The 14,814-nt window shown below is 67.3% G+C and carries 16 protein-coding genes; 9 read left to right on the plus strand and 7 right to left on the minus strand.

Annotated features, from left to right (window positions below; translation table 11 throughout):
• Positions 1 to 5: 5 nt before the first annotated feature.
• The 4 genes from lptB to ptsN all read left to right on the plus strand — a co-directional run bounded on the left by lptB (position 6) and on the right by ptsN (position 3,690).
• On the plus strand, positions 6 to 812 hold the full coding sequence (gene lptB, locus DOL89_RS00275; RefSeq protein WP_119677347.1) for an LPS export ABC transporter ATP-binding protein: 807 nt from the start codon (positions 6 to 8) through the stop codon (positions 810 to 812).
• Positions 813 to 886: 74 nt separating this feature from the next.
• Positions 887 to 2,407 carry an RNA polymerase factor sigma-54 gene (gene rpoN, locus DOL89_RS00280; RefSeq protein WP_119677348.1) on the plus strand — a complete coding sequence of 507 codons (1,521 nt, stop codon included), beginning with the start codon at positions 887 to 889 and terminating at the stop codon, positions 2,405 to 2,407.
• 140 nt (positions 2,408 to 2,547) lie between these two features.
• On the plus strand, positions 2,548 to 3,180 hold the full coding sequence (gene hpf, locus DOL89_RS00285; RefSeq protein ID WP_119677349.1) for a ribosome hibernation-promoting factor, HPF/YfiA family: 633 nt from the start codon (positions 2,548 to 2,550) through the stop codon (positions 3,178 to 3,180).
• 51 nt (positions 3,181 to 3,231) lie between these two features.
• Positions 3,232 to 3,690, plus strand: coding sequence for a PTS IIA-like nitrogen regulatory protein PtsN (ptsN, locus tag DOL89_RS00290; RefSeq protein ID WP_119680138.1), 459 nt, complete (start codon positions 3,232 to 3,234; stop codon positions 3,688 to 3,690).
• Positions 3,691 to 3,749: 59 nt separating this feature from the next.
• Here the strand turns inward: ptsN and DOL89_RS00295 are convergent, their stop codons facing one another.
• The 4 genes from DOL89_RS00295 to DOL89_RS00310 form a co-directional block, all read right to left on the minus strand.
• Entirely contained in the window at positions 3,750 to 4,481 is a 732-nt protein-coding gene (locus DOL89_RS00295; protein WP_119677350.1) for a pyrimidine 5'-nucleotidase, read from the minus strand.
• 67 nt (positions 4,482 to 4,548) lie between these two features.
• The gene (locus DOL89_RS00300) at positions 4,549 to 4,980 is read right to left on the minus strand and encodes a YccF domain-containing protein (protein ID WP_119677351.1); all 432 of its coding nucleotides are present in this window, start codon (positions 4,978 to 4,980) and stop codon (positions 4,549 to 4,551) included.
• 174 nt (positions 4,981 to 5,154) lie between these two features.
• A complete protein-coding gene (locus tag DOL89_RS00305; protein ID WP_225889835.1) occupies positions 5,155 to 6,531 on the minus strand; it encodes a sodium-dependent transporter in 1,377 nt (458 codons plus the stop codon).
• A 387-nt stretch (positions 6,532 to 6,918) separates the two neighbouring features.
• Positions 6,919 to 7,236 carry a DUF2934 domain-containing protein gene (locus DOL89_RS00310; protein WP_119677352.1) on the minus strand — a complete coding sequence of 106 codons (318 nt, stop codon included), beginning with the start codon at positions 7,234 to 7,236 and terminating at the stop codon, positions 6,919 to 6,921.
• A 182-nt stretch (positions 7,237 to 7,418) separates the two neighbouring features.
• On the opposite strand from DOL89_RS00310, the gene DOL89_RS00315 reads away from it, so the two are divergent.
• The 4 genes from DOL89_RS00315 to DOL89_RS00330 all read left to right on the plus strand — a co-directional run bounded on the left by DOL89_RS00315 (position 7,419) and on the right by DOL89_RS00330 (position 9,838).
• Complete coding sequence (locus DOL89_RS00315; protein ID WP_119677353.1) at positions 7,419 to 7,667, plus strand: hypothetical protein; 249 nt, start codon at positions 7,419 to 7,421, stop codon at positions 7,665 to 7,667.
• Positions 7,668 to 7,961: 294 nt separating this feature from the next.
• A complete protein-coding gene (locus DOL89_RS00320) occupies positions 7,962 to 8,129 on the plus strand; it encodes an entericidin A/B family lipoprotein (RefSeq protein WP_318658521.1) in 168 nt (55 codons plus the stop codon).
• Positions 8,130 to 8,246: 117 nt separating this feature from the next.
• Positions 8,247 to 8,798: an NUDIX hydrolase gene (locus tag DOL89_RS00325; RefSeq protein WP_119677354.1), complete on the plus strand. Its 552-nt coding sequence runs from the start codon at positions 8,247 to 8,249 to the stop codon at positions 8,796 to 8,798.
• A 23-nt stretch (positions 8,799 to 8,821) separates the two neighbouring features.
• Complete coding sequence (locus tag DOL89_RS00330) at positions 8,822 to 9,838, plus strand: alpha/beta hydrolase (protein ID WP_119677355.1); 1,017 nt, start codon at positions 8,822 to 8,824, stop codon at positions 9,836 to 9,838.
• A 37-nt stretch (positions 9,839 to 9,875) separates the two neighbouring features.
• On the opposite strand, the gene DOL89_RS00335 is transcribed toward DOL89_RS00330, so the two are convergent.
• The 3 genes from DOL89_RS00335 to DOL89_RS00345 form a co-directional block, all read right to left on the minus strand.
• On the minus strand, positions 9,876 to 11,054 hold the full coding sequence (locus DOL89_RS00335) for an FAD-dependent oxidoreductase (RefSeq protein WP_225889836.1): 1,179 nt from the start codon (positions 11,052 to 11,054) through the stop codon (positions 9,876 to 9,878).
• 152 nt (positions 11,055 to 11,206) lie between these two features.
• Positions 11,207 to 12,793 carry a peptide ABC transporter substrate-binding protein gene (locus DOL89_RS00340; protein ID WP_119677356.1) on the minus strand — a complete coding sequence of 529 codons (1,587 nt, stop codon included), beginning with the start codon at positions 12,791 to 12,793 and terminating at the stop codon, positions 11,207 to 11,209.
• A 5-nt stretch (positions 12,794 to 12,798) separates the two neighbouring features.
• On the minus strand, positions 12,799 to 13,485 hold the full coding sequence (locus DOL89_RS00345; RefSeq protein ID WP_119677357.1) for a fumarylacetoacetate hydrolase family protein: 687 nt from the start codon (positions 13,483 to 13,485) through the stop codon (positions 12,799 to 12,801).
• 161 nt (positions 13,486 to 13,646) lie between these two features.
• Between DOL89_RS00345 and DOL89_RS00350 the strand changes: the two genes are divergently transcribed.
• Positions 13,647 to 14,807 (plus strand): PA0069 family radical SAM protein, encoded by a 1,161-nt coding sequence (locus DOL89_RS00350; protein WP_119677358.1) that lies wholly within the window; start codon positions 13,647 to 13,649, stop codon positions 14,805 to 14,807.
• The last annotated feature ends 7 nt before the right edge of the window (positions 14,808 to 14,814 follow it).

The following is a 14,814-nucleotide window of genomic DNA, read 5'->3' on the forward strand; positions in this document are numbered from 1 at the left end:
ACGACATGATCCGCACCCAGACCCCGGCCGCCAAGGCCAATGGCGAGGCGCAGACCGACGGCACGGCCGGTCCCCGGCTGGTGGCGAGCAGCACCGGCCTCGTCGCCTCCAAGCTCGGCAAGGCCTACAAGGGGCGACCGGTCCTGCGGGATGTCAGCCTGTCTGTGAAGCGGGGCGAGGCGGTGGGGCTGCTGGGGCCGAACGGCGCCGGCAAGACCACCTGCTTCTACATCATCACCGGCCTGATCCTGCCCGACTACGGCACCATCGAGCTGGACGGCACCGAGGTGACAGAGCTGCCCATGTACCGGCGCGCCCGGCTGGGCATCGGCTACCTGCCGCAGGAGGCCAGCATCTTCCGCGGCCTGTCGGTGGAGAACAACATCCGCGCCGTGCTGGAAGTGGTTGAACCCGACCATGATGCCCGCGAGCAGATGCTGGACGAGCTGCTGGCCGAGTTCTCCATCAGCCATCTGCGCCGTACCCCCTCCATCGCCCTGTCAGGCGGCGAGCGGCGGCGTGTCGAGATCGCCCGGGCCCTGGCCAGCCAGCCGCACTTCATCCTGCTGGACGAGCCCTTCGCCGGCATCGACCCCATCGCCGTGAACGACATCCGCGAGCTGGTCAGCCATCTGCGGGAGCGGGGCATCGGCGTGCTGATCACCGACCATAATGTCCGCGAGACGCTGGACATCGTCGATAGGGCCTACATTCTGCACGACGGTATGGTACTGATGGAGGGACCCCCGTCGGAGATCGTGGCGCACAAGGATGTGCGTCGCGTCTATCTGGGGGAACGCTTCAGCCTGTAGACGCCGGGGACGGAACCGACGACACTCCCCGGTCGAGGGGGCGGTTCTGTAACCTTATGTGTGTCCGGCAGTAGATGGCGCTCCAACAACGGCTCGATCTGCGGCAAAGCCAAGCGCTGGTGATGACGCCCCAGTTGCAGCAGGCGATCAAGCTGCTGCAACTCTCAAACGTCGAGCTGTCCGAATTCGTCGACCGCGAGCTGGAACAGAACCCGCTGCTGGAGCGGGACGACGGCGAGCGGGACCGCGATCCCGCCGCCAGCGGCGTGGACCGGGAAGACCCCGTGCCGGAGCGGGTCGAGGTTTCCACCCGCGACACGGTGGAGCTGGCGGCCTCCGACCGCATCGCGTCCGACGGCGACTCTCCCCTCGATACCGATTACGACAACATCTACACCAATTCCTCCGCCGTCGATCAGGATGGCGGCGGGGAGGCGTTCGGCACCTGGTCCGGCCGCAGCGGCAGCTTCGAGGATGAGGACGGCACCGCCGCCGACCGGCTGTCGGACGGGCTGAACCTGCGCGACCATCTGGAAGAGCAGATCACCATGGACATCCCCGACCGGATGGACCGCATGGTGGCCTATGCCCTGATGGATCATCTGGACGAGGCCGGCTACTTCACCGGCGAGCTGCCCGCCATCGCCGAGCAGCTCGGCTGCGGAGAGGAGCGGGTGCAGGGCGTGCTGGCCCGGATGCAGCGCTTCGATCCCTCCGGCATCTTCGCCCGGTCCCTGTCCGAGTGCCTGGCCATCCAGCTCCGCGAGCGGGACCGGCTGGACCCCTGCATGCAGGCGCTGCTGCAGAACCTTCCCCTGCTGGCCGCCCGCAACATTCCGGCTCTGCTGAAGGTCTGCCAGGTCGATCAGGAGGACCTGATGGACATGGTGACGGAGATCAAGGCGCTGAACCCGAAACCGGCGCTGGCCTTCGACCATGAGCCGGTGCAGACCGTGGTGCCGGACATCCTGATGCGCGCCGCCCCGTCGGGCGGCTGGATCGTGGAGCTGAACACCGACACCCTGCCCAAGGTGCTGGTGAACCAGCGCTATTACAGCCGCATCCAGGGCACGGCCAAGTCCAGGACGGACAAGGAATACATCGCCGAACGCTTCCAGTCCGCGAGCTGGCTGGTGAAGAGCCTGCATCAGCGGGCGAACACCATCCTGAAGGTGGCGACCGAGATCGTGCGCCAGCAGGACGCCTTCTTCCTGCACGGGCTCCAGTTCCTGAAGCCGCTGATCCTGCGCGACATCGCCGAGGCCATCGGCATGCACGAGTCGACGGTCAGCCGCGTGACCACCAACAAATTCATCGCCACGCCGCGCGGGGTCTTCGAACTGAAGTACTTCTTCACCTCCGCCATCCAGGGGGCTGACGGACAGGCCGCGCATTCGGCTGAGGCCGTGCGATTCCGGATCAAGGGCCTTATCGACGCCGAGAAGGCCGACGATATATTGTCGGATGACAAGATCGTCGAAATCCTCCGGTCCGAGGGGATCGACATTGCGCGCCGGACGGTCGCAAAGTATCGTGAGGCGATGAAGATATCCTCCTCCGTGCAGCGTCGAAGGGAGAAGGCTCTTGGCTTGTGACCGTTTCGCCAGCCATGCCTGCCCCGGACGGCCCAAGGATCGACGACCTGCCCGGCCCTGGACTACGGTCCAGGGCATGCCCGCCGCGACCGCGGCCGTGACCATCACGCACTGACCACGCTTCCAAATACGGGTCCACCATGCACGTTACCGTCAAAGGCAAGCAGCTTGACGTCGGCGATGCCCTGCGCACCCACGTCAACGAGACTCTGACCAATCTGGTGGGAAAGTACTTCTCCAACCCGATCGATGCGCTGGTGGTCCTGTCCAAGGATGCCGGCCTGTACACGGCGGATATCCAGGTCCATGTGGGCCGGGGTATCCTGCTGCAGTCCAATGCCCAGGCATCCGAACCCTATCCCGCCTTCGATGCGGCGGCGGAACGGGTGGCGAAGCGGCTGCGCCGGTACAAGCGCCGCCTGCGGGACCACAATGCCCGGCTGGCTACGGCCGCGGAAGTGGCGCTGCCGGCCCGCAAATACATCATCGAGGCGCCAGCCGACGAGATGGACGGCGCGGAGACGGATGTCGGCCTGGATGGCGGCGCGGAGAGCGCCGACGGGGCCCCCATGATCGTGGCCGAGATGAAGACCGACATCGAACTGTTGACGGTCTCGGAGGCTGTGATGCGCATGGATTTGGCCGACATCCCGGCCCTGATGTTCCGAAACCGGGCACATGGGGGCCTGAACATGGTCTATCGCAGGCCCGACGGGAATGTCGGTTGGGTCGATCCGGCGGATTCAGGCGCGGCCAAAGAGGCCGGAGCGTGATCCATGCTGCTCCAACGACAAATTCCCTCCGCCTCCCTCGCGTATCTCCTGATGAATGACCTCATAACGCCGGACGGCATCCTTCCAAACCTGCGAGCAGGTTCCAAAAAGCAGGCCTTGCAGGAACTGGCCCGCAAGGCCGCGGAGCTGACCGATCAGCATGAGCGCGCCATCTTCGACGTGCTGCTGGAGCGGGAGCGGCTGGGCACCACCGGCGTCGGGCGCGGCATTGCCATTCCGCACGGCAAGCTGCCGGGCCTGACCCAGGTGACGGCCGTGTTCGCCCGGCTGGAGAAGCCGGTGGATTTCGAGGCCATTGATGAGCAGCCTGTGGATCTGATGTGCCTGCTGCTGGCCCCGGAACAGGCCGGCGCCGACCATCTGAAGGCGCTGGCCCGCGTCAGCCGCCTGCTGCGCGACCCGGTGCTCTGCGACAAGCTCCGCGGGGCGGAGACGGCGGACGCCATCTACGCTCTGCTCGCCCAGACGGAGCAGAGCGACGCCGCCTGAGCGACCGCTTCCGGTACTGGAAGACCGGGCGGTCCCGAGCGCCCCAAGCCCCCGACAGATCAGCCCTTCGCCAGCACGTCCAGCCAGCCGACCAGATCGTCGGTGACATGGTGGATGTGGTCGCCATGACCGATCCCGCCGCCATCCGGACGGGACCAGTCGGCTTCGCTCCGGACCCACACGGTGGTCATCCCCATGGCCGCCGCAGGGACCAGGTTGCGGGCGATGTCCTCCACCATGACGGCCGCCTTCGGCTCCACGCCGAAACGCTCGGCGAAGACGGCATAAGGCCGCGGGTCGGGCTTGGGCACGTAGTCGGCCGCCACGATGTCGAAGATGCCGTCGAACCGGCCGGCGATGCCCAGCCGGGCCAGCACATTCTCCGCATGGCGGGTGGAACCGTTGGTGTAGACCAGCTTGCGTCCCGGCAGCCGGGCCAGCGCCGCATCCAGGCGGGAATCGGGGCTGATCGGCGTTACGTCGATGTCGTGGACATAGTCCAGGAACGGCACCGGATCGATGTCGTGCTCCACCATCAGTCCGCGCAGCGTGGTGCCGTAATCGCGGAAATACCGCTTCTGCTTGGTCCGGGCCTCCTCATACGGGATGCCGAAATGGCCGGCGATGAACTCGCCGATGCGGCGATCGACCTGGGCGAACAGGTTGCACGCGGACGGGTACAGCGTGTTGTCCAGGTCGAACACCCAGTCCCGTACATGACGGAACAAGGACGGGTCGGGCGGGGTGGCGGTCAGGCTGGCAGGGCCGGCGGGAATGTTGGTCTGTGTCATGGGGCGGAGAATGGGGGGTGACGATGGCTGCGGCAAGTGCCGGATCGTCCACCCCCGTCTTTCCGCCTCAGCCCCGGCCGTAGCGCAACTGGTCCATCATGTCGCGGTCCACGATGGTCTTGCCGATGGGGGCCAGGGACAGGCCGGCGAACTTGAAGTGCTGCCAGCCGAAGGGGATGCCGATGATGGTGATGAACAGGCCGACACCGGCCACCACATGCCCGATGGCCAGCCACCAGCCAGCAAAGACGAACCAGACGATGTTGCCCAGCAGGCCGAGCGGGCCCGTGCCGACATCCTCCTCGCCGTAGAACCGATCGCGGTTCACCGCGGTCCGGCCGAAGGGCCAGAGCATGTAGAGGCCGATGGTGAAGGCGGCGCGGGCCCAGGGAATGCCCACGATGGTCAGGATCATGATGATTCCGGCCAGGAACCAGGCCAGGGCCAGATTCCAGCCGAACATCAGAATCCAGACGATATTGAGGATCAAAGCCAGCATTGGCGCGGTCCTTCCTGCTGCGGCGGCCCGGCCCTTCCGGCGGGGAAGGGGCGGGACCTGGGAAACGGCCGGGCGGGACCGTGGGTTTACATCCTCGACATGGGAAGTTCCCCGGCAGAAGAAAAGGGGGGCGGCCCCAGGTCGAGGCCGCCCCCTGTCACCGCACGTCCAGGTTCAGCCCAGGATTTTCTGGATGGCGACCGCCGCCACGCCGACTGGTGCGACGAAGCGGATCAGGAAGCGCCAGAAGCCGAACAGCGCCTCGCTGTCGAAGCCAAGCTCCCGCCGCAGGGTCTCGCTGCTTAGCACCCAGCCGGTGAACACCGCCATCAGCGCCCCGCCCAGGGGCAGCATGATGGAGGAGGTGACATAGTCGATGGTGTCGAACGGGGTCCGGTCGCCCAGGACTTTAACGTCCGACCAATCATTGAAGGACCAGACGGTTGCCAGGCCCATCACCCAGGCCACCAGCCCGATCAGGACGCACAGCAAAGGCCGGGACAGGCCGCTCCGCTCCTTCAGGGTGGCGACGATCGGCTCCAGCAGCGAAATGGAGGAGGTGATCGCCGCCACCGCCAGCAGCAGGAAAAACACCGCCCCCACGATCATGCCGAACGGCATGCTGCCGAACGCGACCGTCAGGGTGACGAACACCAGCCCCGGCCCCTCTCCGGGGTTCAGCCCGCTGGCGAAGACGATGGGGAAGATGGCGCAGCCGGCCAGCAGGGCCACCGACGTGTCGGCCAGGGCCACCGTCACGGCCGTCTTGGGAATCGAGACGTCCCGAGGGAGGTAGCTGCCATAGGCCAGCATGGTGCCCAGCCCGATGGAGAGGGAGAAGAAGGCCTGTCCCGCCGCGGCGATGACGACATCCACCGTGATGGCGGAGAAGTCGGGACGGAACAGGTAGGCGACGCCCCGCAGGAACTCGCCCTCCACCATGGCATAGCCCACCAGGAAGAGCAGCATGATGAACAATGCCGGCATCATCCAGGTGACGAACGCCTCGATGCCCTTGGTCACGCCGCCGGCCACGATCGCCACGGTCGCCACCATGAAGATGCTGTGCCAGACCAGAAGCTGCTCGGGATTGGCCAGCAACGCGCCGAACACCTCGGCGGTCCGCTCGGCATTCGCGTTCGCCAGTTCGCCGGACAGCATCTCGGGGATGTAGGCGACGGCCCAGCCGGCGACCACGCTGTAGAAGCTCAGGATCAGCAGGGCCGCGATGACGCCCATGCCGCCGATCCATCCCCAGGCGGTCGTTCCGCCATGGGTCCGGCCCAGATGGGCGAGCGCTGCCGCGGGGGCCCGCTGCGCCATCCGGCCCAGCATCAGCTCGGCGATCAGGATCGGCACGCCGAACAGCAGCACGATCCCGAGATACATCAGCACGAAGGCGCCGCCGCCGCCGGTGCCGGCCATGTAGGGAAACTTCCAGATGTTCCCCAGTCCCACGGCCGATCCCACGGCCGCCATGATGAACGCGAAACGAGACGACCAGTGGGGCATACCGCCCGAATCCCCTGCCGCCTGGTTGGAAACCTGCACGGCCCTTACCTCCCCATGATTGGACGCGCCGGGGCGCCAGGGGATGTGCCGGGAGCCTCGCCCCTTCTTCTTGTCCCGCCGGTACCGGCCCATGTCCGAAGCCGGGCATGGTGCTCAAACCGTAGGACGGACGCAAGTTTTCCACGATTTCGTGCTGCCGCGGGATGCAAACCTTCCCGCTGGCCCGTTCCGCTGGCAATGGCAGGGCCGGTCAGGCGGCCAGCTGGCGGTGCGAAGGGTGTCGCCCGGATGCAGTCACGCCTGTGGATGCGGCAGGCCGCATCCACAGGCGTGACCAGGTCGCCCAGCCAAGCGAAATGCGGTAACGTCGCCGCCTCGTCGCCGGGCTGCGACTCGGGGGCGCGGTACCGGCGCGCACCCTCCGGATCAGCGCTCCGCGGCCTCGCGCTGGTTCTGGTGGCTGGGGGCGAGATTGCCCTGCTCCCCCTGGTCGGTCAGGCCCGGCACCTCGCCCTGGTTCTCGGCGATGAAAGCCGGCTCCACCGGCTGGTCGCGGGTCGCGACGTCGTCGGGGCCGTGGGACGGGTTGGGGCCGCGGGTCATGGCGGCATTGTCATGCTGCGCGATCAGCTCGGAGGCCATGTCCCAATGCTCCCGCTCCCTGCCCTCGGGGCGGCCTTCACGCTCCCAGATATCGTGGGCCTTCTGGCGGATACGGTCTTCCAGGCTGTTGTTGTCGCTCATTCCAATCTCCTTCCGACCCCGGCGTAGGCCTTGTCATATCTACTCCAACAGCCGTCGCGGCTGGATGGCGCGCAGCGGCGCGTGCCGCCCGTCCAGGGAAGGCGGGTTGCAACCGATGGCAATTTAGGGCTAGTCTACCCCAACCGTTGCGCGGCCCCGGCCGTCTGGGAGGGAGTTCATCCATGGCTTACGGCATTTCCGGCGCTGCCGGCGCATCCTCCGTGTTCAACACACCGGGCCTCCGCCCCACCGATCCGGCCACCCAGCAGGGAAAGCCGCAGCAGGCCGCCCAGCCTCCGCGCGCGGAGGAGGAGAAGGCGCAGGCCGCCGCCCCGGCCCAGTCCATGAACACCGCCCCGACGGAACAGGAGCGCAAAGACGCGCTCGCCTCCGGGGCCACCCGCGGCAGCTTCGTCAACATCCAGGCCTGAAGCGGGAACCGGTCCACAGCGCCGAATACCGCAGCGCTGGAAGTAGCCGCCTTGTATGCCGGATTGGATGCGGCGTGATCTTTTTCGGCTGGCGCAGTCGCCACATCCGGCTTAAGCCTGAATTCTAGCCAATCCCTCTTGATTCCGCAGATATGCGCTGCCGGAACCTTTCTGCTCGCCCGCCATTCTCATTGGCGATGAGTGCGCTGCCGACGGACCCGCACGGAATGCGGGCCTCGGCGAAGCGGTACACCGCCGGCCATCCGGCCGGTCCAAGCGGAAAGGATGACACAGATGATGACTCGACTGAATGCCGCTGAGCGGGCCAAGAAGCTGATCCCCGTGGCCCTGCTGTTCTCCGTTCTGGGCGTCGCGGCCTGCAACACCGTCGAAGGTGCCGGGCAGGACATCCAGGCCGGCGGACGCGCGATCGAGGACACGGCGGAAGACGTCAAGAACTGATGCCGTTGCGGCGGGGCGGACTGGTCCGCCCCGCCGCGCCATTTCCAAGGGGCCGCGGCCGGCCGCCGCCCCGACTGACGGCTTGCGCCGCGCCTACGCCCGGTCCACACTCCGCGCATGAGCGCCGCAGAACCACCCGCCCCCGCCGGCCCCTCCATCCGCGCCAAGCCGGAGGGGGACGACCGCGAACGGCTGATCTGCCCGGACTGCGGCTATATCGTCTATGACAACCCCAAGATCGTCGTCGGCTCCGTCGTTACAGACGAGGCCGGGCGAATCCTGCTGTGCCGCCGCGCCATCGAGCCGCGCAAGGGCTACTGGACCCTGCCCGCCGGCTATATGGAGCTGAACGAGAGCACCATGGAGGGAGCCCGGCGGGAGGCGTGGGAAGAAGCCCGCGCCCGGATCGAGATCGACAGCCTGCTGGCCGTCTACAACATCCCCCGTATCAGCCAGGTGCAGCTCATCCACCGCGCGCACCTGGTCCATCCCCATATCGAGCCTGGGCTGGAAAGCCTGGAGGTGGCGATGTTCGCCTGGGATGATATCCCGTGGGCCGATCTGGCCTTTCCCAGCGTTCACTGGTCGCTCAAGGAATTCGCCAAGCGCCGGGGCGTGGCTGAATTCGCCCCGGGCGTGAATCCGACCGACGCCGTGGACGGTCTCTAGCTCCGCAATCCAAGAAGACGAAGATGCGCCTCCATCACGATATCCCCGCCGGCACCGTCACCCGCCTGTCGGTGCATTGCCGTGCGCTGAAGGGCAACCTGCTGGGCGACCCGCATCTGCGGGCGGTGGACATCTGGACGCCGCCCGGACATGACGGGCGCGGCCTGCCGCTGCTGGTGGATCTGGTCGGCTTCACCGGTTCCGGCCTGTCGCATACCAACTGGAAGAATTTCGGGGAAAATGTGCCGGAGCGGCTGGACCGGCTGACGGCGGAAGGGCTGCTGCCGCCGGTGGCGGTGGCCTTCCCAGACGGATTCACCCGCCTGGGCGGCAACCAGTATGTCGACAGCCCCGTGCTGGGGAACTGGATGACCGCCATCTGCGATGAGATCGTGCCCGCGGTGGAAGCGCATATCGGCTGCGGCGGGGAGGGGCGGCGCGGCGTCTTCGGCAAGTCCAGCGGCGGTTACGGCGCCATCATCCACGCCATGAAGCGGCCGGATGTCTGGAGTGCTGCCGCCTGCCATTCCGGCGACATGGCGTTCGAGCTGGTCTATCTGGCGGAGATGCCGGACACCCTCCGCGCACTTGCCAAGCACGGCATGTCGGTCGCCAACTTCATGGCGGCGCTGGAGCGGAGCTATGCCAGGAAGGTGGGCGGGCAGGACACCCATGTACTGATGTCCCTGGCCATGTGCGCCACCTACGACCCCGCCCCGGATGAGCCTTATGGCGTGCGCCTCCCCGTCACCTCCGACACCTGCGAGGTGATTCCGGAGCGCTGGGCCAACTGGCTGGCCTGGGACCCGACGGTGATCGCGCTCGACCATGTCGAGGCGCTGCGCAGCATGAAGGCCCTGTTCATCGATTGCGGCGATCAGGACCAGTACAATCTGGTCTATGGCGCCCGCCGCCTGCACCGGACCCTGACCCGCGCCGGCGTGCCCCACCGGTACGAGGAATTCCCGGACAATCACAGCGGCATCGACTACCGCATGGATGAGAGCCTGCCCTTCCTGGCGGCGGCGCTGTACGGCTGAGAGTATGGGCGGGAAGCCGGGGCCGTCGCATCTCGGCTCAGGCCGTCGCGAACAGCCCGGCGATGGTCCGCACCGCCAACTCCGCCTCGGCCCGGTCAGGCTCGGTGGAGGCGTCGCCATAGCCGAAGTAGTCGTCCGGGCCGACGAACTGGAACACCAGCCCGTCCTTCCGCGGCACGAAGGACACCTGTCTGTGGAACAGCCCGTAATCGACGCCGGCCTGCGGCATCATGCGGGCCAGCTGACCGCGCACGGGTACGACAGACTCGTCCCTGAACAGGGCGCGGGCGCCATAACCGGTGCAGTTCACCAAGGTCTTCTGCGGCAGCGCTGCGAAATCTGCGGGATGGTGGAACTCCCGCACCTCCACATGGCCGCCATTGATCAGAAAGTCCGACATCAGCATCCGGAAATAGGGGGCGATGTTGAACATCATGAAGGTATTGCGCCGCACCGTGCCTTCGCCGAAGGGATGGCTGCCCGGTGCGAAATCCTGCCGGCCCGGCGACAGGTCGGGGACCAGCTCCCGACGCAGCTCTGCGAATTTCGGCCGGGCATCCGGCTCAGCGGGTGCGGACGGCCCGGACCCGTCCGGGATGTAATAGCTGTCGATCCACTCGACCGGGCTGGCCGGCAAGCCCAGCAGGCCCTGATAGGCGACGAAGGACCGCCGGCACATGCCTTCCCACAGGGATTTGAAGGCAGGGGTGGCATGCTGCTCCAGGCAGATGCGCGAGTCTGGCGACCAGACGCCGCTGGCATAGGAGGAGGCGACGCCCGGCGGCAGGTCCTTGGCATAGATTGTGACCTTCGCGCCGGCCCGCTGAAGCAGGATGGCAGTGGTCAGTCCGATGGCGCCGCAGCCGATCACGGCGATGTCGCGCTGGCCGGTCGCCATGGTCTTTTCCACGGCGACAGCGCCCGATCCCCAGGACAGGGACCACCCGCTCCCGCCATGGCCGTAATGGTGGACGACATCCTTGTCGCCGATGCGCTCAAGCTCGATCCGGGGACCTTCGACCCGGAAGGGCCGGGTGCAGGCGGTGATATGGGTGATGCGGTCGACGCTGGCGCGCGGCGGGGTGAGCCGCAGGAGCGGCCCGCCGACTGAACCGGCGCCGCGGCCGGAAACCGCGCCGCAGCCGGCAAGCGCGCCGACACAGAAAGCCGCACCCGCTCCCGCCAACAGACGCCGCCGCGCAACCGCCAGACCCATCCCAACCTCGTCCGCTCCGGCCCCTGGGGGCGATCCTAGAATACTCCGGACGATGAGGTCACTCCCCATCCGGCAGCGCAGTGTACCCACCCTGGCATTGCCGCAGAAGGGTTATCCCATTCCGGGTGGCGGGTTGTCGGTCCCGCTGCGGCCTACCGCTCCACGCTCATCCAGCGGGTCAGGTGGATGTTGCGGATGTTCGGCTCCCAGCCCTTGACCTTGCGGCTCACCATGTTGGTGCTGACATAGACATAGAGCGGGATCAGCGGATGATCCTTCAGCATGATCAGCTCCGCCTCCTCCATCATGGCGCGGCGCTTGGCCGGGTCCGCCTCCACCGCCGCCCCCATGACCAGCCGGTCGAACTCCGGATTGGCGTAGCTGGAGTGGTTCTGGCCGGTATTGTCGCTTCGGAACAGGGACAGGAAAGTGTAGGCGTCGTTGTAGTCGCCGATCCAGCCGTTGCGGACCACGTCCTTGTACCGCCGCTCCGCCCTGGTGCTCAGGAACACCTTCCATTCCTGGTTATTCAGGACCGTCTTCACCCCCAGCTTCTGCTGCCACATGGAAGCGATGGCGATGGCCGTCTTCCGGTGGTTCTCGGAGGTGTTGAACAGCAGCTCCACCGCCAGCGGCTTGCCGCCCTTGCCGTATCCATGCTTCGCCATCAGCGCGCGGGCCTTCTCGTCCCGCTGGGCCTGGGTCCAGCCGGCCCATTCGGGCTGGGGCACGCTGTAATTCTCGGTGCCCGGCGGGGTGAAGGCATAGGCGGGAATCTCGCCGGCCCCGGTGATCTTCTCCGTCAGGATGTCGCGGTCGATGGCCAGCGACAGGGCCGCGCGCAAGTCCGGGTTGGATGCCCAGGGCTCATTCTTCAGGTTGATGGAATAGAAGTAGGTGGAGAAGAAGGGAGCGACCCGGAACTCCTCCGCCATATTGGCGCGCACCCAGGGAACCTGCCCCTCCGGCACGTCGTAGGTGATGTCCAGCTCGCCGGAGCGGAAGCGCTTCAACTCCGTCTCCCGGTTCTCCGTCGGGTAATAGAAGACCTCGTCGATTTTCACCCCGGCCGCATCGTGGAAGCGGGGATTCTTCACCAGCTTGATGTGCCCCTGCGGCACGGCCTCCGCCAGGGTATAGGCGCCGTTGGAGGCCAGATTGCCCGGCTTGATGAAGTCCGCCCCGTGCTTCTCCACACTGGCCCGCGGCAGGGCGTATGTCGCGTGGTGCTGAAGGGAAGAGACGAAGTAGCTGGTCGGCGCCTCCAGCGTGACGCGAAGGGTGCGGGCATCCACCGCCTCCACCCCCATGGCCTCCGGCGGCATCTCACCCTTGGAGATGGCCTCGGCATTCTTCACCGGCCACAGGAAGAAGGCGTAGCGGGAGTTTGTGGCCGGATCGACCAGCCGCCGCCAGGCGAAGACGAAATCGTCCGCCGTCACCGGCGTGCCGTCCGACCAGACATTCCCCTCCCGCAGGATGAAGCTGTAGGTCAGCCCGTCCTCGCTGACGCTCCAGTCGGTGGCGGCCCCGTCGATCAGCGTTCCCTGGGCATCCAGGGTCATCAGCCCCTCGAACAGGTCGTACTGGATCCAGGACTCGCCCTCGCCGGTGGATTTATGCGGGTCCAGCGTCTCCGGCTCGGCCCCGTTGCCCCGGTGCAGCACCATCTGCGCCTCTGCGGGCGCTGCCGCCAGCACAGCGCCTACGGCCAACGCGGCCAGCCAGTTCTTCAGCATCCGCGTCACTCCACTCGCGTGACCAGCCGGCCGACGCCCTCGATCTCCGCCACCATCTCGTCGCCTGCGGTCACCGCTCCGACGCCGGCCGGGGTACCGGTGAAGATCAGGTCGCCAGGGCGCAGTTCGAACAGGCGGGACAGGTGCGTGATGACCTCCGCCACGTTCCAGGTCATGTCGGACAGGTCGCCCTGCTGCCGCACCGCGCCATTGACGGACAGGCGGATGGCGCCCTTGGCCGGATGCCCGGCCTCAGCCACGGGGATCAGGGCGGAAACCGGGGCGGAATGGTCGAAGGCCTTGCCCACTTCCCAGGGCTGGCCCTTGCCCTTGGCCGCACCTTGCAGGTCGCGCCGGGTCAGGTCGTTGCCGACGGCATAGCCCCAGATATGGTCCAGCGCCCGCTCCACCGCGATGTCGCGGCCGGCCGTGCCGATGGCGGCCACCAGCTCCACCTCATGATGCAGGTTGCTGGTGCCGGGCGGGTAGGGCACCGGGGCGTCGCCGGTGACCAGCGCATAAGCCGGCTTCATGAAGAAGAAGGGCGGTTCCCGCGTCGGGTCCCCGCCCATCTCCCGCGCATGGTCGGCATAGTTGCGGCCGACGCAGAAGATGCGCCGGACGGGAAAGCGCGCCGTCGCGCCCTTCACGGGAATGCCGGGCTGCTCAGGGGCGGGAATGACGAACTGCATGGGCGGAGTGCCTCTATGTTCCGGGGTCCGGCGGCAGCATTCCCCAGCGGGAGCGGCGGCGCAAGCGGCAGCCGCCAGCCTTCCCGTCCGGCACCGATTGTTCTTGAAATGTTCGCGTCGCTCGGGGACATTTGCCGACGTGTCCGAATAGCCTGATCCCCATGCCCCACCGCCTGCCGACGGAAGATATCCCATTCGACCCGCCCCCGCCGGACGAGTTCGGCGCGCCCGGGCCGGACGATCTGCTGCCCGATCGGGCGGTCAAGGGGCGGGGCGCTGTCAGCAACCGCACCGGACGGTTCGAGCGGGAGGTGCGGCAGCGCACCGATGACGGCTGGTCACGGCCGGAGGTGCTTGCGGAAGAGACACCCCCGCTCCGCACCACCCTGGCGGACGACGCCACCCGGACCATCATCGCCCGCAACGACAGCCCGGACATCCCCTTCGACCGCAGCATCAACCCCTATCGGGGCTGCGAACACGGGTGCGTCTACTGTTTCGCCCGGCCCACCCATGCCTTCCTGGGCCTGTCGCCGGGGCTGGATTTCGAGACCCGACTGTTCCGCAAGCCGGACGCGGCGAAGCTGCTGGCGGCGGAGTTGCGTCGCAAGGGCTATGAGCCCCGGCCCATCGCGCTCGGAGCCAACACCGATCCCTACCAGCCGGTGGAGCGGGAGCAGAGGATCACCCGGGAGGTGCTGGAGGTATTGCGCGACTTCCGCCACCCGGTCGGCATCGTCACCAAGTCCCATCTGGTGACCCGCGACATCGACATACTGGCGGAGATGGCGGCGGACGGGCTGGCCATGGTCAGCACCTCCATCACCACGCTGGACCGGGATCTTGCCCGGACCATGGAGCCGCGGGCCGGCACGCCGCAGCGCAGGCTGGACGCCATCCGGGCGCTGAGCAGCGCCGGCATCCCCACGGCCGTGCTGGCCAGCCCCATGGCGCCCGGCCTGAACGACCATGAGATGGAGTCGATCCTGGAAGCGGCGGCGGAGGCCGGTGCGACGTACGCCAGCTATATCCTGCTGCGTCTGCCGCTGGAGATATCCGGCCTGTTCGAGGAATGGCTGCACGCCCATGCCCCGAACCGGGCGGCACGGGTGCTGAAGCTGATCCGCGAGATGCGGGACGGGCAGCTCTATCAGGCTGGTTTCGGCACCCGCATGCGCGGAACCGGCCCCTATGCCGACCTGCTGTCCCGCCGCTTCAAGCTGGCCTGCCGGCGGCTGGGGCTGAACGACCGGCGCTGGGACCTGGACTGCGGCAAGTTCCGCCCGCCCCCGGCGCCGGGCGACCAGTTGGGCCTGTTCTAGGTCCGGC

Origin of the sequence: Indioceanicola profundi, from assembly GCF_003568845.1 — a bacterium.
GTDB lineage: Bacteria > Pseudomonadota > Alphaproteobacteria > Azospirillales > Azospirillaceae > Indioceanicola > Indioceanicola profundi.

Bases quoted from the DNA above. Each gene is read 5' to 3' on its own strand.
- DOL89_RS00345 (WP_119677357.1), bottom strand. From the start codon at position 13,485: ATGCAGTTCGTCATTCCCGCCCCTGAGCAGCCCGGCATTCCCGTGAAG.
- DOL89_RS00325 (WP_119677354.1), top strand. From the start codon at position 8,247: ATGAGCGCCGCAGAACCACCCGCCCCCGCCGGCCCCTCCATCCGCGCC.
- DOL89_RS00350 (WP_119677358.1), top strand. From the start codon at position 13,647: ATGCCCCACCGCCTGCCGACGGAAGATATCCCATTCGACCCGCCCCCG.
- DOL89_RS00295 (WP_119677350.1), bottom strand. From the start codon at position 4,481: ATGACACAGACCAACATTCCCGCCGGCCCTGCCAGCCTGACCGCCACC.
- rpoN (WP_119677348.1), top strand. From the start codon at position 887: ATGGCGCTCCAACAACGGCTCGATCTGCGGCAAAGCCAAGCGCTGGTG.
- hpf (WP_119677349.1), top strand. From the start codon at position 2,548: ATGCACGTTACCGTCAAAGGCAAGCAGCTTGACGTCGGCGATGCCCTG.
- DOL89_RS00335 (WP_225889836.1), bottom strand. From the start codon at position 11,054: ATGGGTCTGGCGGTTGCGCGGCGGCGTCTGTTGGCGGGAGCGGGTGCG.
- ptsN (WP_119680138.1), top strand. From the start codon at position 3,232: ATGAATGACCTCATAACGCCGGACGGCATCCTTCCAAACCTGCGAGCA.
- DOL89_RS00330 (WP_119677355.1), top strand. From the start codon at position 8,822: ATGCGCCTCCATCACGATATCCCCGCCGGCACCGTCACCCGCCTGTCG.
- DOL89_RS00300 (WP_119677351.1), bottom strand. From the start codon at position 4,980: ATGCTGGCTTTGATCCTCAATATCGTCTGGATTCTGATGTTCGGCTGG.
- lptB (WP_119677347.1), top strand. From the start codon at position 6: ATGATCCGCACCCAGACCCCGGCCGCCAAGGCCAATGGCGAGGCGCAG.
- DOL89_RS00340 (WP_119677356.1), bottom strand. From the start codon at position 12,793: ATGCTGAAGAACTGGCTGGCCGCGTTGGCCGTAGGCGCTGTGCTGGCG.
- DOL89_RS00310 (WP_119677352.1), bottom strand. From the start codon at position 7,236: ATGAGCGACAACAACAGCCTGGAAGACCGTATCCGCCAGAAGGCCCAC.
- DOL89_RS00315 (WP_119677353.1), top strand. From the start codon at position 7,419: ATGGCTTACGGCATTTCCGGCGCTGCCGGCGCATCCTCCGTGTTCAAC.
- DOL89_RS00320 (WP_318658521.1), top strand. From the start codon at position 7,962: ATGATGACTCGACTGAATGCCGCTGAGCGGGCCAAGAAGCTGATCCCC.